This is a genomic window from Vibrio sp. 3-2(1) (assembly GCF_963887575.1).
Classification (GTDB): domain Bacteria; phylum Pseudomonadota; class Gammaproteobacteria; order Enterobacterales; family Vibrionaceae; genus Vibrio; species Vibrio anguillarum.
Genome location: NZ_CAWPGB010000011.1, coordinates 1 through 24,170, shown reverse-complemented (window position 1 = coordinate 24,170; position 24,170 = coordinate 1). Strand labels below are relative to the sequence as shown.

Below are 24,170 nucleotides of genomic sequence, written 5' to 3'. Positions count from 1 at the left end.
GGGTAACAATAAATTAGGATGATTGTTTGTCTCAACATTCAGCGCTTATTCAACATCCACAATCACCTAACGGCGTGAGGTTGTGTCACGGCTGTGAATTGGCCGTTGATCTCGTCGAGGTTGAGCATGGAAAAAGTGCCTATTGTCCACGCTGCGGTACCCAACTGTACCGCGGTGGATCTCCCTCTTTATCTGGGGATTTAGCCGTCGCCATCACTTGCTTGTTACTGTTTATCCCCTCTCATTTTTTTGAATTCATCAGTATTCGCTTGGTTGGGGTGATGATCCCCGCCACCTTGCCATCCGGTGTCTTTGCGCTGGCTGAAGAGGGCTTTGGAGCGCTCGCTTTATTGGTGCTATTTTGCAGCTCTATTGCGCCACTTTTAGTGTGTGGTTCCGTAGTGACCGCTCATATCGCCTTGCGTTATCGATGGTTTCATCTACTGCGTGGCTCACTGATCATTATTCAGCGATTAAAAGCATGGGTAATGCTCGATGTTTTTTTAGTCAGCGTGGCGGTATCTTGTTTTAAACTTCAAGATTATTCCGACATTTTTATCGGTGTGGGGTTGTATGGTTTAGTTTTGCTGCAACTGGCAACCGTATTGCTAGCGACTCGAGTTAGCGTAAGGCGCTATTGGCAAGCGTGGCAGCCAGAGAATCAATATGCCTTCGAGCGTAAAGAGGTGCATTGCCACCATTGCCATCTTTCACAACCAGAAAATACGCACTGCGTGCGTTGCGCGCAAAAATTATATCACCGGAAACCCAACTCGATACAACGAACTTGGGCCTATTTAATTGCAGCAAGTGTCGCTATTTTCCCCGCGAACCTGATTCCAATATCGATTTTAATTACCAACGGACAGCGATTAGAAGACACCATTTTCTCTGGTGTTGCGTCACTGATTAATAGTGGTATGGTCGGAATTGCAATCATCATTTTTGTGGCCAGTATAATCGTGCCTATTGTAAAAATATTCGGCCTGACCTATCTATTACTGGCGATTAAATTTAAGCGAACGGTTTACCACCGTCAGAGAATGAACATTTATTTCGCGATTAAATGGATCGGCAAATGGTCGGTAATGGATCTGTTTGTCATCTCAATTATGTTGACACTGGTTGATCGCGGTCAAATTCTCGACTTCACTCCCGGTTATGGAGCCGTTGCCTTTGGCTTGGTGGTTGTACTCACCATGCTCGCCACGGAAAGTATGGACCCAAGACTCATCTGGGATAATTACCCAGAAATCGCAGACCAAAACGAGCCTTCACATGAGTAAACAAATTTCAAGCCAGCCCTCATACACTCCCGATGTTAAGCGAAACAGGGGCATCTCACCTTTGTGGATACTGCCCATACTCACCATGGCGCTCGCAGGTTGGTTAGTCGTTAAAGCCATTCACGATGCTGGCGAACGAATCCAGATCTATTTTTCGGACGCACAAGGCTTAGTCGCAGGGCGAACAACAATTCGCTACCAAGGGCTCGAAGTCGGCATGGTAAGAGATATTAAACTGTCCGAAGGATTAGAAAACATCTATGTGGAAGCCGATATTTATCCAGAAGCTACTCAGTTACTCAATGACAATACCCGATTTTGGTTAGTGAAGCCAACGGCCAGTTTATCTGGCGTTTCAGGTTTAGATGCATTGGTTTCAGGAAACTATATTGCGATTCAACCGGGTAACGAAAATAGTTCAGCTGAACACGATAAAGTGTTTAGTGCTTTAGATGGTGCACCTTCTGATCTACTGCCTAATCAAGGGCTTATCATTTCTCTAAAGGCTCGCGATCTCGGAGGTATTTCTGTTGGCTCACAAATCGTCTATAAAAAAATTCCGATTGGTGAAGTGTTTAACTACAAACTCGATGACGATGCAAAGTCGGTACTCATTCAAGCCTCGATAAAAGACGAGTATCGCCACATTATTACCAATGAAAGCCGTTTTTGGAATGTCAGCGGTGTTGGTGCAAGCATTGGCTTTGAAGGTGTTGACGTCCGCTTAGAAAGTTTAAGTGCATTAATCGGTGGTTCAATTGCCGTCGATTCACCGGACGGTGGGGAGCCTGTTGAACAAAATACCCAATTTAGTCTCTATCGCGATTTAAAAACCGCAGGGCGTGGTATCCCTGTGAAAATCACCCTACCCGATCAGCATAATATTAACCAAACCGGTGCCCCCATCATTTACCGAGGAATAGAAGTCGGCCAAATCACGGAATTGCAGCTCAGTAAAAGTCACCAACAGATCATCGCCTCTGCCGCTATCCAACCGGCTTTTAGTGATATGCTCAATTCGGGAAGCCGTTTTGTGTTGGAAGAAGCCAAAGTCTCACTCTCTGGAGTTGAGAACATCGGTAATTTGATCAAAGGGAATTACTTGACACTCATTCCTGGCAAGGGCGAAAAGGCCAGAAGTTTCACTGCAATTCGCCAATTTGAATTTAATCAGTCACAAGCAAAATCGATTGCTATCAAACTTACAGCGGAAAGCTCATATGGCTTAGATGTGGGCAGCCAGATTTTGTATCGAGGTATCGCGGTAGGTTCAGTAATTGACGTAAAGTTGCAGCAAGACAGTGTTGTGCTCAATACGCTGATTGATGAAGAGTACTCATCACTCATACGCTCACAGAATCGTTTTTACATTACAGGCTCGGCCACCGCAGAGCTCACCGAATCAGGCCTTAATGTTTCGATCCCTCCTGCCAAACAACTGCTCGCCGGCTCAATCAGTTTCATCAGCGAAGGCGCTGAAAATGCGAGTAATGAATACCCGCTATATCAAAGTAAATCCTTAGCTGAGCTTGCAAAATATAATCAAAGCGGCTCACAGACACTGACTCTTTTTGCCGACGAGCTTCCTCCCATCAATCCGGGCAGCCCGCTCCTATACCGTAATCTTCAAGTAGGCAGTGTTTTTGGCTTTAAGCTCACGAAAGAAGGTGTGAAAATCGAGGTCAAAATAGAGAATCAATATCGCCATCTGATTACGAATCAAACTGTTTTTTGGAACCGTTCTGGCGTCGAAATTAATGCAACACTTGCAGGCGTAAAAGTCAAAGCCGCTCCTTTAAAAACATTAATTCAAGGAGGCATTGCATTTGATTCGTTGCAAGGCATTGATAACAAAGATCAGAATTTGTGGAAGCTCTATGACAGCTACGATCAAGCACGTAAGGCGGGCCAAGAAATCATCTTAACGGCCGATTCATCCTTTGGCATTACGATAGGAACATCCATCAAATATAACAATATCACTGTGGGAGAGGTTGTTTCTGTAACACCCGATTTCAAGACAAACCAAGTTACACTCCAAGCGAGAATTGAGCCTAGCTACGCATTAGGCATTGCCAGAAATGGCTCTCACTTTTGGGTAGCGAAAACTAAGATTGGCTTCAATGGTGTTGAAAATCTGCAAAACTTACTCAGTTCCAGCATTGAGGTCCAACCTGGGTTTGGCGATGTGCAGTATCAATTTGAACTAGAAAAACAGCCACAACAAGCACTCGGTATTGAATTCACCTTACAAAGTGAAACACGAGGATCAGTGACTGAAGATAGCCCGGTTCTCTACCGTGAAATGGAAGTGGGCAAAGTAACCCATGTTGCTCTAGGAGACTTTGCAGACCGCGTCATGTTTACCATTGAAATCCAAAAAGAGTTCGCTTATCTGGTTCGCAGCAATAGCGTATTTTGGAACACTTCTGGCGTCGATGTATCCATCGGTTTATCTGGTGCAAATATAAAAGCAGGCACGTTAGATAGCATCATGAAAGGCGGAATTACATTTGCCACTCCAGAGCAAAAACAGCTACAGCCTATCGCTAAACAAGGCCAAGCATTTTACTTATATCCTGAAGCCAAACCAGAATGGCATCAATGGCGAACAGCCATACCAAAACCTTAAAGGGTTAACCTTGATTCTTATAAAATGCAGCTGATCGGCTGCATTTTTTATTATTTTGATCTCATCACGATTCTTATATAATCCGGCCTCAACTCCCAGACGAGATACTGCTTTGCACGCCAATATAACCCTACCTGAACCTTTTCTTGCGACAATTGAAGCGATACTGCCCACACATCTAACGATGAGTGATTTTATTGCAGCTTGCCAGCGTCCTTTGCGTAAAAGTATCCGAGTCAACACGCTAAAAATCTCTGTCGATAGTTTTTGTCAACGTGCCGTAGAAAAAGGATGGGCTTTATCACCAGTGCCTTGGTGTAATACGGGTTTTTGGATTGAAGCCGACGAGTCTGTCGTACCTTTAGGTAATACCGCCGAACATATGGCAGGTCTTTTTTACATTCAAGAAGCCAGTTCTATGATGCCAGTATCCGCTCTTTTCACTGGCGGTGAATCGTTCAATTCAGTACTCGACATGGCGGCGGCTCCGGGTTCAAAAACAACGCAAATTGCGGCGTGTATGGAAAATGAAGGCGTATTAGTCGCCAACGAATTTTCAGCCAGCCGTGTTAAAGTGCTGCATGCTAATATCGAACGCTGCGGTGTACGTAACAGTGCACTGAGCAATTTTGATGGTCGAGTCTTTGGCGGTTGGTTACCGGAACAATTTGATGCGGTGTTAATAGATGCGCCATGCTCAGGAGAAGGTACCATCCGTAAAGATCCTGATGCGATGAAAAACTGGAGCAAAGAATCTGTATTGTCGATTTCCACAACACAAAAAGATTTGATTGAAAGTGCGTTTCAAGCTTTAAAGCCCGGCGGTGTGATGGTCTACTCAACCTGTACATTGAGCACAGAAGAGAACCAACAAGTGTGCTTGCATCTAAAAGAAAAATATCCACAATCAGTTGAATTTGTTTCCCTTAGCTCATTGTTTGAGGATGCAAAAGCAGCGATTACAGACGAAGGGTTCTTGCATATATTCCCTCAAACTTATGATTGTGAAGGTTTTTTTGTTGCAAAAATCCGTAAACTTAGCTCTGTACCCCACCCTGAAGTCAACAAACGCTTAGGTCAATTTCCTTTTGCGAAAGCCAACCTTAAACTCACACAAGAGATCGCGGATCAACTCATGAAAACGTTTGAAGTTGTGATCCCCGATGATACCAGTGTCTGGCTACGTGATAATGATGTATGGTTATTTCCAAACGCACTGGAACCTATGCTCGGCAAATTCCGCTTCTCTCGCATGGGGATAAAAATCGCTGAAACACATAAAAAAGGTTATCGCTGGCAACATCAAGTCGCTACATCATTAGCGACTGGTAACGAATCAAACTGTATCACACTATCGATTGAAGAAGCGCGAGATTGGTACATGGGCAGAGATGTCAGACCAGCACTACAAACTGGCACTGGCGAAGTGCTGGTTAAACTCGGTAACGATGTGATTGGCCTAGGAAAATGGGTAGGAAACCGCATAAAAAATGGTTTACCAAGAGAACTCGTTAAAGATAAAAATTTGTTTTAACACGCCCCAAAATAGGACAAAAATCTAGAAAACACGCGCACTTCTAGCGATAACAACTATACTTACAGGGAAGCATAAGTACGACTATTTTAATGATTAGCGTAGGCTCAAATGAGCCATTCCCCTAGGCCCAAAAACGGAAAAGTTTTGGGCCTTTTTTTATCGTCAAGGAAAATAAATTGCAACAGGAGGTGGACGCCTCAGCTATACAAGATGAATTCCATCTTCCCCAATGGTAATTTTTCCCTGCTTGTACAAACCACCAATACTCTTCTTAAAGGTTCCCTTACTGGTACGGAACATCGAAAAAATAGCTTCTGGTGTCGATTTATCACTTAATGGAAGAAAACCACCCTTTTTCTCAAGTAACTCTATGATCTTAGTGCTTAGCTCATCCATTTTTGCTACGCCAATTTTTTGCAGAGCTAGGTCAATTTTTCCATCTTCACGGATATTTTTGATATAGCCTTTTAAGGTCTTACCAATAAACAACTTACCAAACACATCTGATGGGAAAATCATCCCCCAGTGCTCACCATTGATGATGGCCTTGTATCCGAGTTCTGAGTGTTCTGCAATTAATAGATCAACTTGCTGATTCTGCGTATAGTTTGCAGGGGTTTTGTCCAGCCACTTGTTGAATTTAGTTGTGCCTACGATGCGGCCGGAAGCCTTATCAGTGTAGACATACACTAAAATCATTTGTCCTTCTTTAAAACGAGCACGCTGTTCGCTGTAAGGCACCAATAAATCTTTACCCTTCAGACCCCAATCAACAAAAACACCAGTGCTATTCACACCCTGAACTTTCATCAATCCCCACTCGCCTACTTTTGCAATCGGTTTTTCAGTCGTCGCGGCAAGTTGATTGTCTGAATCGAAATACAAAAATACGTCTATTTTCTGCCCCAATTCAACCCCATCTGGGGTAAATCGTTTAGGCAGTAAAGTGGTTCCAAAATCTTCAGCATCCAAAAATACGCCGAAATCAGCAATCTTTACGACTTCTAAACTGTTTATTTGACCAACGTTAATCATTTACTATGTCTCACCTCAATTTTGCAGAGATTATACGTGATCTCTGTTATCCTTTCCTGCATTCAAGGGAAAAATAAGCATTTTTTCAGGAGCTTTCTTTGGTTAATGTCGATAAGCAAGATGCCATCACGCTTAAAATTTCACATGCCATGTCTCAGAGCAAAGAACTTGATCTAGACATTTACCTATTCATTCCCGGTGATTTAGGTCTAACACCCGAAATACTTCCTGAATCTGACTTTTACTATAGCTTCATCCATCAAGAGCGTGCGTATTACAGTGATAAAACGTTACTGCCCTTAGTACACAGCCGGCTTGCACAACGAGGCCATCTCTCTTCTACTCAGTATCGAGTCAGTTTGAGTTTATTTGCTTATCAGTATGTTATCGCTCTAGATAAAGCTGTAGTACAACTCAATACGACGAGTGACACCGTCACATCAGATGAAGTTGATAGTGTCATTGAACTCTCTTTAGATATTTTGAAAAGATTGCGCCGCAGCATTCCTTATGAAGAGAGCTTAAAACGCTATTACGCCAATATTGATAACTATTTATCTTGGTATACTGAGCAAAAGTTTCTTTCCCTAGTCGCACACATGAACCGCGATGGTGAATATAAAACCATCAAAGAGCGTCTAATTACACTGGTTGAAAAAGAACAGGCACATCGTAAACTTAACAATTACAACTCGGCAAAGGCAGGGGAAGACATCACTCGGCTGAGTAACAAGATGCGCCTACTACGCCGTTTAATCGAGCATCCCATTGTGCTTAATGAACACGTCACCTCTTTAGGTAATAATATGAAGCGTGCCGTAAAAGGCATCGCGACTGGGCTTGTGATGCTGTTTGTCACCGTCATCGCCATTACAGCTCGCGACTATTGGGGGGAAATCACCGCCTCTTTTATCATCGCTATGTCGTTTGTTTATGCATTACGCGAGATCTTTAAAGATGACTTACGCGATATGCTGTGGCGCTGGATCCGTAAAGGAAAACCTAAATGGAAGCGTCGTTACATAGATCCAACGACCGGAAAATCTGTGGGTTACAAAATTGAATGGCTTGATTATACCAACCTGAGTAAATTACCAGACCGGATCAAGACAATTCGAAAAAAACGCATTGTTCAAAGGGAGGAACAGGTACTTCACTATCGCTCAGAAACGGCCATGTCAACCTCACGCTTCATGAGTGGCTATGAGGAAACACGCGAAACTTTACACATTGATCTACGCCCGATTACCCGTTTGATGGACAAAGGCTCTAATCGCATTTATCAGTTAAGTGGTGGTCAAGTGAGTCGAGAAACCGTAGAAAAACGGCACTTGCTCAACTTGATTATCAAAGAAGATAACCATAAAGAAGAGCCCCGCTACTACCGTTGGAAAATTGTTTTAAATAGAAATAAGATTGTCGACATTGAACCGATAGAATTAAGCGAGTAGTCTCTAGTTCAGCCTTATTTACCAATACGCTTTAACGATAAAGTAAGATGAAACTCCGCCATAGGCTCGTCACCATGCAACGAAGGGCAGGTTGCAATGATCTTTACTGTCTGATTGACTCGCTCTCCGGTTGCGATAGTTTCATCAAGCATACTGTCTATTAGCTGGCCATCATGGCAATGAAAATGAACATCCGCCTCCGGCCTTTTTAAAAACTCCGCACTAACCGCTTTAAACGCCAACGATACTTTGGAGCCACGCTGTTGTGCTTTATGCATTGCCATAAAACCGCCCGCTACGTCTGCACCAACGGCTAACACACCAAAATACATACTATTTAAATGATTTTTATTGCGACGTTTAAGTGGAATTCTGATTTCTACAGAGCGTTCATTTAGCACTAAAATCTTTGGCCTGCAGGACCAAATCAGTGGCACTTTTAAAAAACCAAACAGATTTAAGTAAAGATTCGCTTTTGTTAATGGGGAGAGCATGAGGCTTGACCTTTTCAATATGGTTGTCGGACCAGTTCAAGGTATACGCTGTGAAATGTCAATAAGTTGTTACAAAAAGTTAGGGTTGAGCGCAGCTATTCTGCGCCCAAATCAGATCATTACATTTTTACCACAACATCAGCCTGAACACTTTCAGCTAAGTGCTCCTGCAGCTTTGGATAACTTGCGAGTGCTTGGGTGACGACCAAAATCGGCTTATTCGCATGACGTGCCGCTTTTGATGCTAAATCGAGCAACGTGATGACCGCCTCACTCTCTGGATTAAACAAATGGGAAAGTTCGGGATTCTCTTTATCAATGCCTAATGTGTATTGTGTTAAGTTATCGATGTTGATGACCACACCATCAAAATAGTGCATCAAACGCTCTGCCAATAATGCCGCTGATGGAACATCGCAAGAATAAAGCACTTTCAAACCATCTAAACTCCGAGGTAAAGACTGCTCTGCCAGTCGGTCAATGATCGTAGCCGCATCACTTAATGTTCGAACAAATGGCACCACAATTTCGATGTTCAATCCTTGCTTGCGCAATGCCTTGATCACAGCGCATTCATAACTAAACGCTTTCGCATACTGGATGGAAGAAAAACGCGATACGCCACGCACTCCCATCGCTGGGTTAATTTCATCCGTTTCAACACTTCCACCGATCAACGCTTTATAAGTGTAACTATCTGCATCACTCAAACAGACACGAATCGTAGTGTGATTTTTTTGAACCGCTGCCACGACTCTATCAACAATGGTTGACGTAAAATGCTCCGCCACCGCTTTGTCATCAAGAATGGATTGCAAAGAGCCTTGCTCAAGTTCAGTTAGATTCGCAAAATGTTGCTCAATCGAAGGATGATAAAACAACGAATCTAAAATAATGTCGGACAGCGATACATACAAATGCTGGGCATTTCCACTTGATTCAATTGCCGCTGGAAGGGCATCACCTAAGATCAACTGAGGGTGGATCGTATCATGTTGTGCCAAACTCATTCATTACTCCCTACATTTTTAATTATCTTGCTCAGGAAAATACCCATAGCCGAGTATTAATTCAAGTAAAAGTAAATATTTATGATAAATTTATGAATAAAATTTCATCTTACAGATGATAAGCAATAAGTTTTCCGTTTTGGAGTTTATTCCTATTGCCAATTCCGTTATCTTTACCGCTTCGCAATAAGAGTACAGGCTTTACCATGCCATTAAAAACAGATGAATTAAGAACTCAAGCCTTGGGCCCAATGCCGACTCCGGCAGAGCTTGGAAATGCGCATCCGATCACAGACGACGTAGCAGAGCGCATCGCAAACTCACGCCGTCAAATTGAAAATATTCTGACTGGTCACGATGATCGCTTGTTAGTCATTGTCGGTCCGTGTTCAGTACACGACACTGAAGCCGCAATGGATTACGCTCAACGTTTGAGTGCGATCCAAGACCAATATAAAAATGAACTGTTTATCGTCATGCGTACCTATTTCGAGAAACCACGCACCGTTGTGGGCTGGAAAGGTTTGATTACGGATCCCAATCTGGATGGTTCATATGCACTGGAAACAGGGCTCAATAAAGCACGGAAATTATTATTAGATATCAACAAGCTAGGCCTTGCTACTGCGACTGAATTTTTAGACATGATCACCGGGCAATACATCGCAGATCTCATCACGTGGGGAGCTATTGGTGCACGTACTACGGAATCTCAGATACACCGAGAAATGGCGTCTGCGCTGTCATGCCCTGTCGGTTTTAAAAATGGCACGAATGGCAACATCAAAATTGCTATTGATGCCATTCGAGCGGCCCAAGCATCGCATTACTTTTACTCACCGGATAAAAATGGCCGTATGACCGTTTATCGTACCAGTGGTAACCCCTTTGGCCATGTTATTTTACGCGGTGGTGATACAGGGACAAACTATGACGCTGACTCCGTATCTGCAGCCTGCGAGCAACTGATCGAATTCGGCTTAGCCCCGCGCCTCATCGTAGATTTTAGCCACGCGAATTGCCAAAAGCAGCATAGAAAACAGATAGATGTAACGGCCGACATCTGCACACAAATACGTACAGGTAAGGATTTCGTTGCTGGTATTATGGCTGAAAGCTTCATTATCGAAGGTAATCAGCCAATGCATGACTTAAATAACCTCACCTATGGTCAATCGATTACCGATCCATGCTTAGGATGGGATGACACAGCAACTATGCTGGATATGCTGGCACAAGCGATCACTGACCGCCGTAACTTAAAATAAATACTAAGCAATAGATAAGGAAACACCATGCCTTCTTTTGATATCGTTTCAGAAGTCGATACTGTTGAACTTCGTAATGCTGTCGATAATGCAAACCGAGAGCTTTCTACTCGTTTTGATTTTCGTAATGTAGAAGCTGGATTTGAACTCAAAGATGAAGTTGTAAAACTGTCTGCAGAAGATGATTTTCAATTGGGTCAAATGATGGATATTTTACGTGGTAACCTCGCTAAACGAGGTGTTGATGCCAAAGCGATGGAAGCGAAAGATTCCGTACATTCCGGCAAGCGCTGGTTTAAAGATGTCCAATTTAAACAAGGACTGGACCCGTTAACCTCTAAGAAAGTGGTGAAAGCCATCAAGGATGCCAAGCTCAAAGTCCAAGCATCCATTCAAGGTGAGAAAGTAAGAGTAACGGGTAAAAAAAGAGATGATTTACAGTCAGTGATCGCTCTCATGCGTGAATCGGATATGGGCCAGCCATTCCAATATGACAATTTTCGAGACTAACAACACCACGAATAAATATCAAAGCCACCTCATTAGGTGGCTTTTCAATCACTGATAGTCATCATTTACAATGAATCTATTTCTTCCCTCTGACTTGGGTGAATAAATACCCAACGTCTTACAACATTAAGTCTTTCCCCACAAGCAAAGCGTACTCTGTTGTGTTTATAGGCAATAAAACACATATTCTTTTGCAATCAGACTTTGCTTGCTCAAGCTTTTCTGCAAGTTGCGCGGCATTCTTAAAACTTTCCCTTTCAGCATCACGGCGAACAAGATCAATCAATTCAAAAGGAGAATGTTGTTCATAAAAAACCACCTCTGCCCTTTGCATGTAACGTAGGGCTTTGATCGGCAGCATTTCAACATCATCGCCACAGCTTATCCATGTACATTGTGCTGATTCTTCTATAGGTACTAATAGAGCTTGTTGGTATAAACGCTCTAATTCTTCACGGCTTACTGCATTTTCCGTTTTGGAATCACTTAAAAAGGCTTCCCAAAACTTTCTTCTAGCAGTGACAGAATTGAGTGATTGTTTAATTGAATTTCTCTTGGAGGCAGCGAAATCAGCAAGCAACGAGAGATTTTGCGGAAGAACCGCTTCCAATGTTTCTCGGATATTTCTCACCAACACTGGTGATGCACCACCACTGGATATTGCGATCTGAATTCGCCCACGGTTTACCATCGATGGCGTAATAAAATCACAGTATGGTTGATCATCGACAACATTGACCAAAACACCTGTCTTTCTTGCATCTTTATGCACTTGGTGGTTAAGCGACGGATTATCCGTTGTGGCCCATACCTGCCAGTATTCTTTCGTTAATAGTTCTGATGAATAAAAGTTTTGAACCCATTGGCAACGATTCTGCTCTACCAGTTCTAAAAGATAACGTTCAATCTTAGGTGATACGACGGTGACTTGAGCCCCAGCTCGAATCAATGCTTCTACTTTTCGACAGGCGACTTCGCCCCCACCCACAACCAGTACTGGTTTGCCCAATAAATTCAAAAACAGAGGAAAATACTGCATTTCATTCCATGAATAATCTAGATAACTATTCGCTTGATGCTACCAAAAATAGGGCATCTTCGACACTAATTAAATGCTGCTAAATAATTATCAACCAAATTTTCGTCATTAGACAGTTGAAAATCCTGACAACATACTAATGACACAATTGTTAATTTTACGTTAAAAGAGAAATATACTGCTTCTATTCTGTTGCCCCACTATTGAACATGGTTGCACTATTTACAATCGTGCAACATTTGTTCATTCTAGCTGCAGCTTAGGTTTGTGAATCTAATCAAAAATCTTTCAAATTACTAATTTGAGAAAATACAAATCATTACCTACGCTTATAAACGGTTGATTTGTAAATGTGCGATTGCATGCAAATACAACTTGGAAAGCTACACAACAACATTTTTAGTACGTTGTATCAGGTGTCACCTGGTTTAACATGGATCATACAGGAAGGATACAAATGGCGAATAAACTCACTGTTCTTGCTTCTGTTGTAGCAGCTTCTACTGCCATGATGGCGACGACAGCTTCAGCAGCAGATAGCACTTTAGATAAAGTACTTTCGCAAGGTTTTATTACTTGTGGTGTGAGCACTGGTCTACCAGGCTTTTCCAACCCGAACTCAAAAGGGGAATGGGAAGGCATTGATGTTGAATATTGCCAGGCACTTGCCGCAGCAGTTCTTGGTGACAAATCGAAAGTAAAATATGTTCCACTCACAGCAAAAGAACGGTTTACCGCCCTACAATCAGGTGAAATCGATGTTCTTTCGCGCAATACAACCTGGACGCTCCAACGCGACGCAGCACTCGGCCTTAATTTTGTCGGCGTAAACTATTATGACGGTCAAGGGTTCATGGTGAAAAAAGACCTAGGAGTGAAAAGTGCAAAAGAGCTTGATGGGGCATCGGTTTGTGTCCAATCTGGTACAACTACTGAGCTGAACTTGGCGGACTACTTCCGCAACACGGGCATGAAATACAAACCAGTGGTATTCGATACAGCAGCGCAAACCTCAAAAGGTTTTGACGCGGGCCGTTGCGATGCTCTAACAACCGACCAATCTGGTTTGTATGCGCTACGTTTGAACTTAACTGATCCTAACGTCGCGGTTGTATTACCTGAAATCATTTCTAAAGAACCACTTGGGCCCGTTGTTCGTCAAGATGATGACAAGTGGTTTAACGTGGCGAAATGGACTCTCAATGCGATGGTTAACGCAGAAGAGTACGGTATTACCTCAAAAAATGCAGATGAAATGCTTAAATCTAGCGATCCTAATATCAAACGCATACTTGGCCTGGACGGCCCTAAAGGTAAAGGTTTGGGCATTCGCGATGATTGGGGATACCAAATTGTAAAACAAGTCGGTAACTATGGTGAAAGTTTTGAACGCACTGTAGGTAAAGGTTCTCCACTGCAAATCGCACGAGGTGCAAATGCGTTGTGGAATGCTGGCGGCTTTATGTACGCTCCACCACTTCGTTAATAGTCACACAATCCCAAATAGGCGGTTTTAACCGCCTTTTTGGAAAAATGGATTTGAGGTTATAGTTGTATGAAACCTACTAAAACTATTGCGGCTAGCTCAGGAGCTCCCTCGGCTAAAAGCGCAAATTTGTTCTACAATCCTACTTTTCGTTCAGTCGCCTTTCAAATTATTGCTGTTCTCGTTCTGGTTTTTTTCTTTTACACCATTGTGACCAATGCACTTTCTAACTTAAGCTCTCGAGGCATTGCCACGGGGTTTGACTTCCTAGATCAAGAAGCTGGCTTTGGGATTGGCCTTACTTTGATCGAATACAATGAAACCTTTAGTTATGGGCGAACTTTTATCATAGGTTTACTCAATACCGCGCTAGTTTCTTTTTTAGGCGTTGTATTTGCCACCCTTTTAGGTTTTTTTATCGGTATTGCTCGTCTCTCTTCCAACTGGTTAGTCAGTCGACTTGCTGCTGTGTATATAGAAATCTTCCGTAATATTCCTTTATTACTGCAAATTTTCTTTTGGTATTTTGCCGTGTTACAGGCTCTACCATCGCCTAGGCAAAGCATGCAGTTAGGGGATTCTATTTTTCTCAATGTACGTGGTCTGTTCTTCCCTGCTCCCATTTTCGAAAGTGGCAGCACATTTATCTTTATTGCCTTTCTTGCTGGCTTACTAACTACCTTAATTATTGGCATTTGGGCTCGAAACAAACAGCGTTTAACAGGTCAGCAGACGCCTATGGGTAGAATTGCGGCTATCTTGTGCATACTACTTCCTGTCATTGTGTACTTTGCTATGGGCCGTCCAGTGTCAGCAGAGTATCCACAACTGCAAGGGTTCAACTTCCAAGGTGGCATCAGTATTATCCCTGAGTTAGCCGCACTGCTGATTGCACTAAGTATTTATACGGCCGCATTTATTGCCGAAATTGTCCGTTCTGGCATTAATGCGGTGAGCCATGGCCAATCCGAAGCAGCAATGTCATTAGGATTATCTCGTTCAAAAACATTAAAACTCGTGGTCATTCCTCAAGCGCTGCGCATCATCATTCCGCCACTCACCAGCCAATATCTGAACTTAACCAAAAACTCATCATTAGCGATGGCGATTGGCTACCCTGATTTGGTTTCTGTTTTTGCCGGCACAACGCTCAATCAAACGGGTCAAGCGATTGAAATTATTGCGATGACTATGGGTGTTTACCTCACTCTCAGTTTGACGACATCGGCATTAATGAATATCTATAACCGTAAAGTTGCTTTGGTGGAGAGATAAGATGAAAGTACATCAGTTTCAACCTAACTTGCCACCGCCAGCCAATACCGTTGGCTTCATTGGGTGGCTGCGCAAAAATCTTTTTAATAACGCACTCAATTCCATCGTTACACTGATCTTAGGGTATTTCGCCTTCTGGCTTGTTTGGCATACTGTCGATTGGGCGATTATTAATGCAGATTGGGTAGGTACACAACGTAGTGATTGCACTCGTGAGGGGGCGTGTTGGGTGTTTATTAGCGTACGCTGGGATCAGTTTATGTATGGATTTTATCCAGAAGCTGAGCTATGGCGACCTCGCCTCTTCTATTTCACTCTTGCTATTTTTAGTGCGTTGCTCGCCTATGAAAATACACCGAAAAAAACGTGGATTTGGTTGTTTTTTGTCAACATCTACCCATTTCTTATCGCGGCGTTACTCTATGGCGGCTTTTTCGGCCTAGAAGTGGTTGAAACGCATAAGTGGGGAGGCTTATTAGTTACGCTGATCATTGCCTTAGTTGGGATTGTTGTTTCGTTACCGATTGGTGTTGTACTGGCGTTGGGCCGGCGTTCCGAGATGCCCATTATTCGCAGCCTATGTACCGTTTACATCGAGGTTTGGAGAGGTGTGCCACTGATTACAGTTTTGTTTATGGCATCCGTTATGCTGCCTCTGTTTCTCTCGCAAGGCTCGGAAACGGATAAATTGGTTAGAGCATTAATTGGGGTGGTCATGTTCAGTTCGGCTTATATGGCAGAAGTGGTTCGTGGTGGTTTACAAGCGATACCTAAAGGTCAATACGAAGCCGCCGATGCGTTAGGTTTAAGTTACTGGAAAAAAGTCGGTTTGATTATTTTGCCGCAAGCACTGAAGATCACGATCCCATCTATCGTTAATACCTTCATTGGCCTATTTAAAGATACCAGCTTAGTACTCATTATCGGGATGTTTGACGTGCTCGGTATTGGACAAGCTGCCAATACCGATCCGGATTGGTTAGGCTTTTCTACTGAAAGTTATATATTTGTCGCGTTAGTGTTCTGGGTGTTCTGCTTTTCTATGTCTAGATATTCGATATGGCTTGAAAACAAACTCCATACTGGTCACAAACGATAACTACAAATCAAGGACGTATTATGACGCAGCAACGCAACCTCGCACCTTCTGAAGAAATCATGATTCAGATTAATGATATGAATAAATGGTACGGTGAATTTCATGTACTAAAGAACATCAATCTTACCGTTAAAAAAGGCGAAAAGATCGTTATTTGTGGCCCTTCAGGCTCAGGAAAATCGACCATGATTCGCTGTATTAACCGCTTGGAAGAGCACCAAAAAGGACAAATCGTCGTCGCGGGAAACGAACTGACGGAAGATCTTAAAAATATCGAAGCCGTGCGACGCGAGGTCGGTATGTGCTTCCAACATTTCAATCTTTTTCCACATTTAACCGTGTTAGAAAACTGTACACTCGCTCCAATTTGGGTAAAAAAGATGCCTAAAGGAGAAGCTGAAGCGGTTGCGATGAAGTACTTGGAACGCGTAAAGATTCCTGATCAAGCAGACAAATATCCCGGTCAACTTTCTGGCGGTCAGCAGCAACGAGTTGCGATTGCACGCTCATTGTGCATGAACCCACAGATTATGTTATTTGATGAACCAACATCTGCACTTGACCCAGAAATGGTACGGGAAGTATTAGATGTTATGGTTGAACTCGCAGGAGAAGGCATGACGATGCTTTGTGTTACCCATGAGATGGGCTTTGCTAAAGAAGTGGCCGATCGCGTTATTTTCATGGATGCTGGTGAGATCATTGAAGAAAATAACCCTGTTGAATTTTTTGAAAATCCTCAATCCGATAGAACGCGCAATTTTCTCTCTCAAATTCTCCATCATTAATGGATTAACGACCAACAAAGAGAGAGAGGTGAACATCACCTCTCTCTTTGTTTATGAGCATAGACACATGGTGTTACACATTCTTTAACATTTAAGTGACTATTTTTATTAAAATTTACACAAAACAAATACGATACAGGGCTTGCTTTTTAGCTCATTCAGCCCCATAAATGTACAAACAAACATAAACCCTTACGAGGAAGATTATGAACAGCCCTATGTTTACTCGCTCAGCTAGCTTAGAGAGCACAGTACAAACTAATAAAGTGTTGAAGAATACTTACTTCTTGCTTTCAATGACTCTTATCACTAGTGCTATTGCTGCGATGGCAACAATGGCAATGCAGATTTCACCATTCATGGCACTCGCTATGCAGTTGGGAGCAATCGGTATTCTATTCTTCGTGATGCCTAAAGCCATTAACTCTTCTTCTGGTATAGTGTGGACATTTGTGTTCACCACATTAATGGGCGGTGCTCTGGGACCAATGCTTAATCACTATGCGGCAATCCCGAATGGCTCTAGCATTATTGCTCAAGCACTCGGTCTTACTGGCCTTGTTTTTATGGGCTTATCCGCTTATACCATTACGACTAAAAAAGACTTTTCGTTCATGAGAAGTTTTTTAATGGCAGGCCTCATTATTGTCATCGTTGCGGCGATTATTAATATTTTTGTTGGTTCTACCGTTGGCCAACTTGCGATCAGCAGCATTGCGGCGCTCGTGTTTTCTGGTTTTATCCTATTTGACACAAGCCGCATCGTACGAGGTGAAGAGACAAACTACATTAGTGCTACCATCTCAATGTATCTAAATATTTTGAACTTGTTCACAAGCTTATTGGCTATTTTAGGCATTATGAACGACGACTAATTTACGTCGACATTTTGTCCAAACGAGCCCGCAAGCCACAGCTTGCGGGCTTTTGGCTTTCTAAACAGTTGAGATCACACATTAACTACGCTACCCTAAACGCGGATTTTTAATCGAGTAATAAAGATGTTTGAATACAATGGTAAAACCGTCGAAACTGATACTCAGGGTTACCTCCTAGACCATACCCAATGGGAAGAAGGAATGATCCAGACACTGGCCAATCAGGAAGATATCGAGTTAACCGACGCTCATCTAGAAGTCATTTTGTTCGTGCGCCACTTTTATGAAGAGTTTAATACTTCACCCGCAGTACGTATGTTAGTCAAAGCCATGGCAAAAGCGCATGGTCCAGAAAAAGGCAATAGTAAATATCTGTTCAAACTCTTTAAAAAAGGCCCGGCCAAACAAGCAACTAAACTTGCTGGGTTACCAAAACCTGCCAAATGCTTGTAGTGCGAAACTAAGCTCCAAGCAACTTAACCATACAAAGTACAAAGCGGTGCTACTTTTAAAGTATTTCGAATCCGCTATATTTTTCAGTATAAGAAAGAAGTGATTCACGCGACACCGACATTACTTTCGCCGTTTTGGGGCCTTGTTGAAGCCACTGATAAAACTGCTCCAAATTTTCACTATTTCCAATGGCGATGACTTCAACCTCGCCGTTATGTAAATTTTTAGCATAGCCTGTTAAGCCTAGCTTTAGTCCTTGATGAGCGGTGTGATAACGAAAACCAACCCCTTGGACCCTGCCTGCCACGATAAACTTGTCGCACTGTTGAGCCATTTGGATCCCTCTCTATGTTTAAATACTCAATCATTTATCTACTAAAATGCGTCGTTCACTATAATGAAAGAAATGACAATGGGTTAATTTGATGTACATCCCATAGACACTCTCCCCAAACAATTTCCTTTATTTACGTTTGAAGCTCGCTCTTTGTTTGCTTTCCACAACCTTTTCTATGAAAATACGCCCCCATTTTGAATATTCATCGAGTAATGTATGACAGCTGCAATCTATCTAGTCAAAGGCCGTGAAAAATCTTTGCGCCGTAAACATCCATGGGTTTTTTCCCGAGGGATCAACAAGGTAGAAGGTGAGCCTAGCCTTGGAGAAACTGTCGACGTTTATGCTCATGATAATCAGTGGTTGGCAAAAGCAGCCTATTCACCTACCTCTCAAATTCGTGCTCGCGTTTGGAGCTTTGAGAAACAGGAGATCAATGTCGATTTCTTTGTGAAACGAATCGAAGATGCACTGTTAGTCCGCCAGGATATTATTGAACGAGATGGTCTTACGGGCTTTAGGCTGATTGCGGCAGAATCTGATGGGCTGCCAGGAATTACTATCGATAAGTATCAAGATTACTTAGTGTGCCAACTGCTTAGCGCAGGAGCTGAATACCATAAAACGAATATTGTTAAAGCGCTGACAATCGTTTTCCCAGAGTGCCATGTTTACGAACGTTCAGATGTTGCCGTTCGTAAAAAAGAAGGTTTGGAAGAGCGCATGGGCGTGCTGCATGGCGATGAGCCGCCAAAATCAGTCATTATCGAAGAAAATGGCGTAAAAATTAGCGTCGATATTGTTGGTGGACATAAAACAGGCTTTTACCTAGACCAACGTGACAGCCGCCAGAAATCAATAAAATATGTGAAGGATAAAGATGTCCTTAACTGTTTTGGTTATACCGGAGGCTTCGGTTTGTATGCTCTTAAAGGCGGTGCCAAACGTGTAATTAATGCCGACGTCTCACAACCTGCATTAGATACCGCCAAATACAATGCAGAGATCAATCAATTCGATATCTCCAAAAAACGCGCTGTATTTTTAAATGCCGATGTTTTCAAATTATTGCGAGAATACCGTGATCAAGGAACGCTGTTTGATGTGGTGATTATGGATCCACCTAAGTTCGTATCGAGTAAAAATAACCTGATCTCCGGTGCAAACGGTTATAAAGACATCAATATGTTGGCAATGCAAATTTTAAAACCGGGTGGCACTTTACTCACCTATTCATGCTCTGGCCTTATGGGCACCGATCTCTTCCAAAAAATCATTGCGGACGCGGCGCTCGATGCAGGTCGTAGCGTTAAATTTGTTGAAAGGTTCGAGCAAGCCGCTGACCACTTAACAGATTCAGCCTACCCTGAAGGGTTTTATCTAAAAGGGTTCGCTTGTAAGGTCTTGTAAGCCGTATTTATAGACAGCAAGAAAAACCGGAGCTCTTATCAAGCTCCGGTTTTCGTTATTTTAGTCCTTTAAATGGTTTAGGTTATCCATCAAGCTACTGGTGATATCCGCAGCTGACGCACCATCAAAGTCCACGGTCAATGTTTGACCTGACTTAACAATCGTTAGGTGCGATTCATGTTCATTTCCTGTAACACGGATAGATACATCGTCCGCAACACCTTGATGATCTACACCACCCAGTCCATCAAGCAATGCTGTGATCTCATCTTTGGTCATATCTTCAAACAAATCGGAAAAATCTAACGAATCCCCTTCCGAACGATGGAAGTCAGTAACGCGGTCAGTCGCGGTTTCCATCTCAACCCATTTGAATATGTCTGCGCCACTATCACCCGTTAAGATATCACTACCAAGGCCGCCAATAAGGGTGTCGTTACCTTCACCACCTCTCAAACCATCGTTGTGAGAACCACCATCAATATAATCATCACCAGTATGACCAAAAAGGATATCAGAGCCAGATTGACCAAATATTCGATCATTGCCACTACCGCTATTAACAACGTCAGCATTACGGCTTGATACATCGTTCGATAATAACAAACCATCATTATCTAACATTGAATCAGTGCCAGAAAGATTGCCTGTCATTACGTGATGATTGGCAATCTCAGACGCAGAAAGTTCCAAATCATCATCACTACTGTAACCATGAGATCCCGTCATTCCTGCATAAATGACGTCATTTCCAGAGCCCGTCTCAATATGATCGTTCCCCGATCCACCACTAACAGTTTGGTTTTGAGAGCCATTATTATAACCTTGCCCGACGTGAATATGGTTTTCATTGCCATGAACATCACGTACTGTACCTAACAAATTACCCCCAAAAGCAACATCGAATCTATCTGGGTGCTGTGAGTTTTCACCATTTCTAATAACTATCATGTCATTTAAATCATTGCCTTCAACCGTCAATGGTAAACCTACGGGTACACCATTTTTATCTACAGCGTTGACCGAAATCGTTAAAGTACTATTGGCAGCATCACCATCATTATCTCTCACGGTATAACTAAAAACTTCCTGTGCGTTGAGGGGGATCTTAGAGGCATCCTCAGTCACTTGATAAGTATAGCTACCATCAGCCATCAGAATCAGCTCGCCATACAAACCAATAACCTTAGTGCCAACACCGGTATTAATACTGCTTGATGTTTCTCCATTCACACACCCTATGACCGTCAATGACCCATCGGCACCGTGCAAATCGTTATGCATTACATTACCTAAAGCACTTGGCAAATGGTAACCACTTCCTTCAACAATCTTTGCCACCAAGTCAAACTGGTTGGATGCATTTTCGTCTGTCTTTATCGAGTTGATAACATTACCGTTTTTATCAACAAAACCTAAGACTTCAACTGTATACATCTTACCTTCAAATTCAAAAGTCACAGATTGACTTTCAATAGTAATGATATCCCTTGGATCAGACTGATTATTTGGTGTTTCGTTATGGGCAAAATTCACCGTAATCGTCACAGGCGTTACTCGACCATAAGCATCGGTTACTGAAAACGTTACATCTAGTGTTGCCCCCGTAATCGAGTCATAGATAGGGTAATTATAGTGAGTAAAGGTTCCTAGTTGGACTAGCTCATTGAGAGCTATGTTTCCAGCCAATCCACTATCGTTATCAATAAAACCATACCCTGATTGCCCATACCCTGCACTCGTTCCCCAGCGTACTTGGTCTAAATCAGGGTCAGCATCGCGCGAATCATAAATTGTAATATTTGAACCACCTGCGATATTGCTCCACTTAGCCGAAACACCGTTAAAATTAAATGAATCGGCTAATACATTGATTGAAGCAACATCCGCATTAGCGATAGGGGCATCATCTTCGATAACAATGGTGATTGTACTTGTGCTCGAAATACCACTTGAATTTTGTGCTTCAATGGGAATATCAATCACAAGGTCATCTTCTCCACCATTATTCGTGTGGTCGAATACAGCATGCAACTGACTAGTCACCTTGCCTTGGTTATCTACGGTAATTTCGACCACTTTATTGTCAGCAACCGTTCCAATCAGTCTCTGTTTATCCGAAGATAAGTTCCAGGTAATAGCTACACCATTAGAAGTGTAAGTACCAACCGGAATCCCCATAGAAAGCTCAGAGGTGTTCGCAATATTAAGCTGCCCTTCCACTGAGGTCTGGTTAGTCGTGTCTTGTGAACCAGTGATAGATGCGTCATCCGCAATCCCGCCTTGTAATCCTTCTTCAGAAACATTGAGCGTCAATTCACCAATAACCGGTGGAGACACAGGCTTGACCGCAAAACCAAGCACAGCACTGTCACCATCGGCATCAGTAACTTTCACTTGGAAATCAATATCTCCATCACCTGACGGCGATTGTATATTTTGATACTGGTAAAACTCCCATTTTCCCGTTGTCGGTGTAAACTCGAGTTTGAAGACTAAATGCCCTTCTGCATCTTTACCAGTAAGAGTATTTGCTCCTACTAATCCAACAGTAATGTCAGAGCCAGTAACCGTTTTGAGTGTCGCAGATTCATCCAGGCCAACTAATTGCAGTGCCCCTCGACCATCGGCCCCCCATTGCGGTTCAACGACACCAGAACCATAAGCAATTGGCTGCGGCGCATCCAAACCAAGAAACTCGATATTTTTAACGGTAAAGTCACTATTATCTTTATGATTGAACGAGTGACCATTATCAGTAGCTTTGATAACCATCGTATCAAAACCACCCTGTTGCACAGAAAAGTCTTTAGCGTAATCTCCACGGTTTTCATCAGAGGTAAAACTTTGAGTTGCAATCAGCTTTCCATCTCGCCAAAACTCAACAATCCCGCTTTCGCCTTCACCGCCAAACATTTTGCTGAACTCAATTTTCGCACCATAAGCTACCGTGTTAGGATCGAGTTTAATAACCAACTCTTCGGATGCAGAACTGCCATCTGAAAACTTACGAAAATCAACTTCATTAGCAAGATTATGGTACGGAGAACCCTTACTACTAACGCCGATACCTTCGCTGTCACCATTAATATTTGCACTAACCAAAGTGGACGATAAAGCTGAAGAGAAGCCTTTTGCAGTAATCGTAAATTGACCACCATCAATAGTAGTCCTATCACCACGGTAACCCGTTAGATCAAACTGGCCAATTAACACATCAGGAATATCAGTTACTGTGGCAGCAACTGGCTCCATCACATGATTGCTAGGTGCATCGTCTTCAATGATAATCGATAATTTGCTTTCCGTTGTGGTTTGCCCATCTGAAACAAATACACCAAGATCTAAACTCAGTGTATCTTCTTGGGAGCCATCTGGATGGTCGACAGGGTTGAGTAAAGTGACTGTATAGTTCCACTCGCCCTTGCCACTTGCATTAGGAGCAGTAAGTTCGATTTCAATAACGGATTTAGAATCACTCCCAAATGTAGAGCCTATCAGCTTGTGATTTTGAGCATCCCATTCCCAAACGACTTCCATACCTCCCGACGTGATGCCCACCGGGCCCGAAAGAGTGATCTCTACGGAATCGCTATCTACATCATCAATTGTGATGGTGCCAGATGCCTTAACTGCGTCGCTTGTATCTGAGGATCCAATATCATCTTGAAGTCCACCAGATAAGCCTTCCTCGGAGAGAGGAGCAATGCTTGAGATTGCGATGATCGCCGCGTCGTTGGTGCCCGTGATGGTGATGGTCACTTGTTGCTCTGTGCCGTCTTCCGATTTCACCGTGAAGGTTTCAGTCAGAGTCTGGTTCTCGTTCAACGCGTCGACCTTCTCGTTGCTGTTATCCAGCACGTAGGTCCACTTGCCGTTCGCATCCACACTGAACGTGCCGTACTGGCCCGGCGCATCGGTTTGCGCCTGGAACTCGTTGTCGGTGTTGTCCACGTCTTTTGAGGTCAAGGTGCCCGTCGCGGTGTTATCCGCCGCGTCTTCGGTCACGCTGCCGCTCACCGCGCCTTGGATGTCTGCCTTATCGTTCGCACCATTGATGGTGATGGTCACTTGTTGCTCTGTGCCGTCTTCCGATTTCACCGTGAAGGTTTCAGTCAGAGTCTGGTTCTCGTTCAACGCGTCGACCTTCTCGTTGCTGTTATCCAGCACGTAGGTCCACTT

At 43.1% G+C, this 24,170-nt stretch carries 19 protein-coding genes; 13 read left to right on the top strand and 6 right to left on the bottom strand.

Going from position 1 to position 24,170, the window contains the following annotated elements:
* Positions 1-26 precede the first annotated feature (26 nt).
* The 3 genes from AACQ79_RS02805 to rsmF all read left to right on the top strand — a co-directional run bounded on the left by AACQ79_RS02805 (position 27) and on the right by rsmF (position 5,452).
* Positions 27-1,286 carry a paraquat-inducible protein A gene (locus AACQ79_RS02805; RefSeq protein WP_013856919.1) on the top strand — a complete coding sequence of 420 codons (1,260 nt, stop codon included), beginning with the start codon at positions 27-29 and terminating at the stop codon, positions 1,284-1,286.
* Positions 1,279-3,918, top strand: coding sequence for an MlaD family protein (locus AACQ79_RS02800; RefSeq protein WP_170898331.1), 2,640 nt, complete (start codon positions 1,279-1,281; stop codon positions 3,916-3,918). The genes AACQ79_RS02805 and AACQ79_RS02800 overlap by 8 nt, the downstream gene beginning before the upstream one ends.
* A gap of 112 nt (positions 3,919-4,030) precedes the next feature.
* A complete protein-coding gene (rsmF, locus tag AACQ79_RS02795) occupies positions 4,031-5,452 on the top strand; it encodes a 16S rRNA (cytosine(1407)-C(5))-methyltransferase RsmF (protein WP_196360465.1) in 1,422 nt (473 codons plus the stop codon).
* 204 nt (positions 5,453-5,656) lie between these two features.
* On the opposite strand, the gene AACQ79_RS02790 is transcribed toward rsmF, so the two are convergent.
* Positions 5,657-6,490 carry a CvfB family protein gene (locus AACQ79_RS02790; protein WP_013856923.1) on the bottom strand — a complete coding sequence of 278 codons (834 nt, stop codon included), beginning with the start codon at positions 6,488-6,490 and terminating at the stop codon, positions 5,657-5,659.
* Between the two features lie 98 nt (positions 6,491-6,588).
* Here AACQ79_RS02790 and AACQ79_RS02785 point away from each other — a divergent pair, with 98 nt between their 5' ends.
* A complete protein-coding gene (locus AACQ79_RS02785; RefSeq protein WP_105977460.1) occupies positions 6,589-7,941 on the top strand; it encodes a hypothetical protein in 1,353 nt (450 codons plus the stop codon).
* 14 nt (positions 7,942-7,955) lie between these two features.
* Here the strand turns inward: AACQ79_RS02785 and AACQ79_RS02780 are convergent, their stop codons facing one another.
* Entirely contained in the window at positions 7,956-8,435 is a 480-nt protein-coding gene (locus AACQ79_RS02780) for a PaaI family thioesterase (RefSeq protein WP_017047658.1), read from the bottom strand.
* Positions 8,436-8,554: 119 nt separating this feature from the next.
* Positions 8,555-9,445 carry a putative PEP-binding protein gene (locus AACQ79_RS02775; protein ID WP_094143135.1) on the bottom strand — a complete coding sequence of 297 codons (891 nt, stop codon included), beginning with the start codon at positions 9,443-9,445 and terminating at the stop codon, positions 8,555-8,557.
* A 206-nt stretch (positions 9,446-9,651) separates the two neighbouring features.
* Here AACQ79_RS02775 and AACQ79_RS02770 point away from each other — a divergent pair, with 206 nt between their 5' ends.
* Positions 9,652-10,713, top strand: coding sequence for a 3-deoxy-7-phosphoheptulonate synthase (locus AACQ79_RS02770; RefSeq protein WP_026028836.1), 1,062 nt, complete (start codon positions 9,652-9,654; stop codon positions 10,711-10,713).
* 27 nt (positions 10,714-10,740) lie between these two features.
* Entirely contained in the window at positions 10,741-11,223 is a 483-nt protein-coding gene (locus AACQ79_RS02765) for a YajQ family cyclic di-GMP-binding protein (protein ID WP_010319065.1), read from the top strand.
* Between the two features lie 118 nt (positions 11,224-11,341).
* Here the strand turns inward: AACQ79_RS02765 and AACQ79_RS02760 are convergent, their stop codons facing one another.
* Positions 11,342-12,262, bottom strand: coding sequence for a precorrin-2 dehydrogenase/sirohydrochlorin ferrochelatase family protein (locus AACQ79_RS02760; RefSeq protein WP_170898329.1), 921 nt, complete (start codon positions 12,260-12,262; stop codon positions 11,342-11,344).
* Between the two features lie 457 nt (positions 12,263-12,719).
* Here AACQ79_RS02760 and AACQ79_RS02755 point away from each other — a divergent pair, with 457 nt between their 5' ends.
* The 6 genes from AACQ79_RS02755 to AACQ79_RS02730 all read left to right on the top strand — a co-directional run bounded on the left by AACQ79_RS02755 (position 12,720) and on the right by AACQ79_RS02730 (position 18,241).
* Positions 12,720-13,748: an amino acid ABC transporter substrate-binding protein gene (locus AACQ79_RS02755; protein ID WP_026027113.1), complete on the top strand. Its 1,029-nt coding sequence runs from the start codon at positions 12,720-12,722 to the stop codon at positions 13,746-13,748.
* A gap of 69 nt (positions 13,749-13,817) precedes the next feature.
* Positions 13,818-15,023 (top strand): amino acid ABC transporter permease, encoded by a 1,206-nt coding sequence (locus AACQ79_RS02750; RefSeq protein ID WP_017044681.1) that lies wholly within the window; start codon positions 13,818-13,820, stop codon positions 15,021-15,023.
* A 1-nt stretch (position 15,024) separates the two neighbouring features.
* Positions 15,025-16,122 (top strand): amino acid ABC transporter permease, encoded by a 1,098-nt coding sequence (locus AACQ79_RS02745; protein WP_026028006.1) that lies wholly within the window; start codon positions 15,025-15,027, stop codon positions 16,120-16,122.
* 20 nt (positions 16,123-16,142) lie between these two features.
* Positions 16,143-16,910: an amino acid ABC transporter ATP-binding protein gene (locus tag AACQ79_RS02740; RefSeq protein ID WP_013856933.1), complete on the top strand. Its 768-nt coding sequence runs from the start codon at positions 16,143-16,145 to the stop codon at positions 16,908-16,910.
* A 206-nt stretch (positions 16,911-17,116) separates the two neighbouring features.
* Positions 17,117-17,785 (top strand): Bax inhibitor-1 family protein, encoded by a 669-nt coding sequence (locus AACQ79_RS02735; protein WP_170898327.1) that lies wholly within the window; start codon positions 17,117-17,119, stop codon positions 17,783-17,785.
* A gap of 126 nt (positions 17,786-17,911) precedes the next feature.
* Positions 17,912-18,241, top strand: a complete 330-nt coding sequence (locus AACQ79_RS02730) for a TusE/DsrC/DsvC family sulfur relay protein (RefSeq protein WP_170898318.1) — start codon at positions 17,912-17,914, stop codon at positions 18,239-18,241.
* A gap of 55 nt (positions 18,242-18,296) precedes the next feature.
* Here the strand turns inward: AACQ79_RS02730 and yccX are convergent, their stop codons facing one another.
* Positions 18,297-18,575, bottom strand: coding sequence for an acylphosphatase (yccX, locus tag AACQ79_RS02725; protein WP_170898316.1), 279 nt, complete (start codon positions 18,573-18,575; stop codon positions 18,297-18,299).
* A gap of 219 nt (positions 18,576-18,794) precedes the next feature.
* Here yccX and AACQ79_RS02720 point away from each other — a divergent pair, with 219 nt between their 5' ends.
* Positions 18,795-19,988, top strand: coding sequence for a class I SAM-dependent methyltransferase (locus tag AACQ79_RS02720; RefSeq protein WP_170898314.1), 1,194 nt, complete (start codon positions 18,795-18,797; stop codon positions 19,986-19,988).
* Positions 19,989-20,048: 60 nt separating this feature from the next.
* Here AACQ79_RS02720 and AACQ79_RS02715 read toward each other — a convergent pair.
* Positions 20,049-24,170: VCBS domain-containing protein (locus AACQ79_RS02715; protein ID WP_170898311.1), on the bottom strand; the 4,122-nt coding region annotated here is incomplete at its 5' end.

Bases quoted from the DNA above. Each gene is read 5' to 3' on its own strand.
- AACQ79_RS02760 (WP_170898329.1), bottom strand. From the start codon at position 12,262: ATGCAGTATTTTCCTCTGTTTTTGAATTTATTGGGCAAACCAGTACTG.
- AACQ79_RS02750 (WP_017044681.1), top strand. From the start codon at position 13,818: ATGAAACCTACTAAAACTATTGCGGCTAGCTCAGGAGCTCCCTCGGCT.
- AACQ79_RS02765 (WP_010319065.1), top strand. From the start codon at position 10,741: ATGCCTTCTTTTGATATCGTTTCAGAAGTCGATACTGTTGAACTTCGT.
- AACQ79_RS02800 (WP_170898331.1), top strand. From the start codon at position 1,279: ATGAGTAAACAAATTTCAAGCCAGCCCTCATACACTCCCGATGTTAAG.
- AACQ79_RS02735 (WP_170898327.1), top strand. From the start codon at position 17,117: ATGAACAGCCCTATGTTTACTCGCTCAGCTAGCTTAGAGAGCACAGTA.
- yccX (WP_170898316.1), bottom strand. From the start codon at position 18,575: ATGGCTCAACAGTGCGACAAGTTTATCGTGGCAGGCAGGGTCCAAGGG.
- AACQ79_RS02755 (WP_026027113.1), top strand. From the start codon at position 12,720: ATGGCGAATAAACTCACTGTTCTTGCTTCTGTTGTAGCAGCTTCTACT.
- AACQ79_RS02790 (WP_013856923.1), bottom strand. From the start codon at position 6,490: ATGATTAACGTTGGTCAAATAAACAGTTTAGAAGTCGTAAAGATTGCT.
- AACQ79_RS02730 (WP_170898318.1), top strand. From the start codon at position 17,912: ATGTTTGAATACAATGGTAAAACCGTCGAAACTGATACTCAGGGTTAC.
- AACQ79_RS02745 (WP_026028006.1), top strand. From the start codon at position 15,025: ATGAAAGTACATCAGTTTCAACCTAACTTGCCACCGCCAGCCAATACC.
- AACQ79_RS02780 (WP_017047658.1), bottom strand. From the start codon at position 8,435: ATGCTCTCCCCATTAACAAAAGCGAATCTTTACTTAAATCTGTTTGGT.
- AACQ79_RS02775 (WP_094143135.1), bottom strand. From the start codon at position 9,445: ATGAGTTTGGCACAACATGATACGATCCACCCTCAGTTGATCTTAGGT.
- AACQ79_RS02740 (WP_013856933.1), top strand. From the start codon at position 16,143: ATGACGCAGCAACGCAACCTCGCACCTTCTGAAGAAATCATGATTCAG.
- AACQ79_RS02770 (WP_026028836.1), top strand. From the start codon at position 9,652: ATGCCATTAAAAACAGATGAATTAAGAACTCAAGCCTTGGGCCCAATG.
- AACQ79_RS02720 (WP_170898314.1), top strand. From the start codon at position 18,795: ATGACAGCTGCAATCTATCTAGTCAAAGGCCGTGAAAAATCTTTGCGC.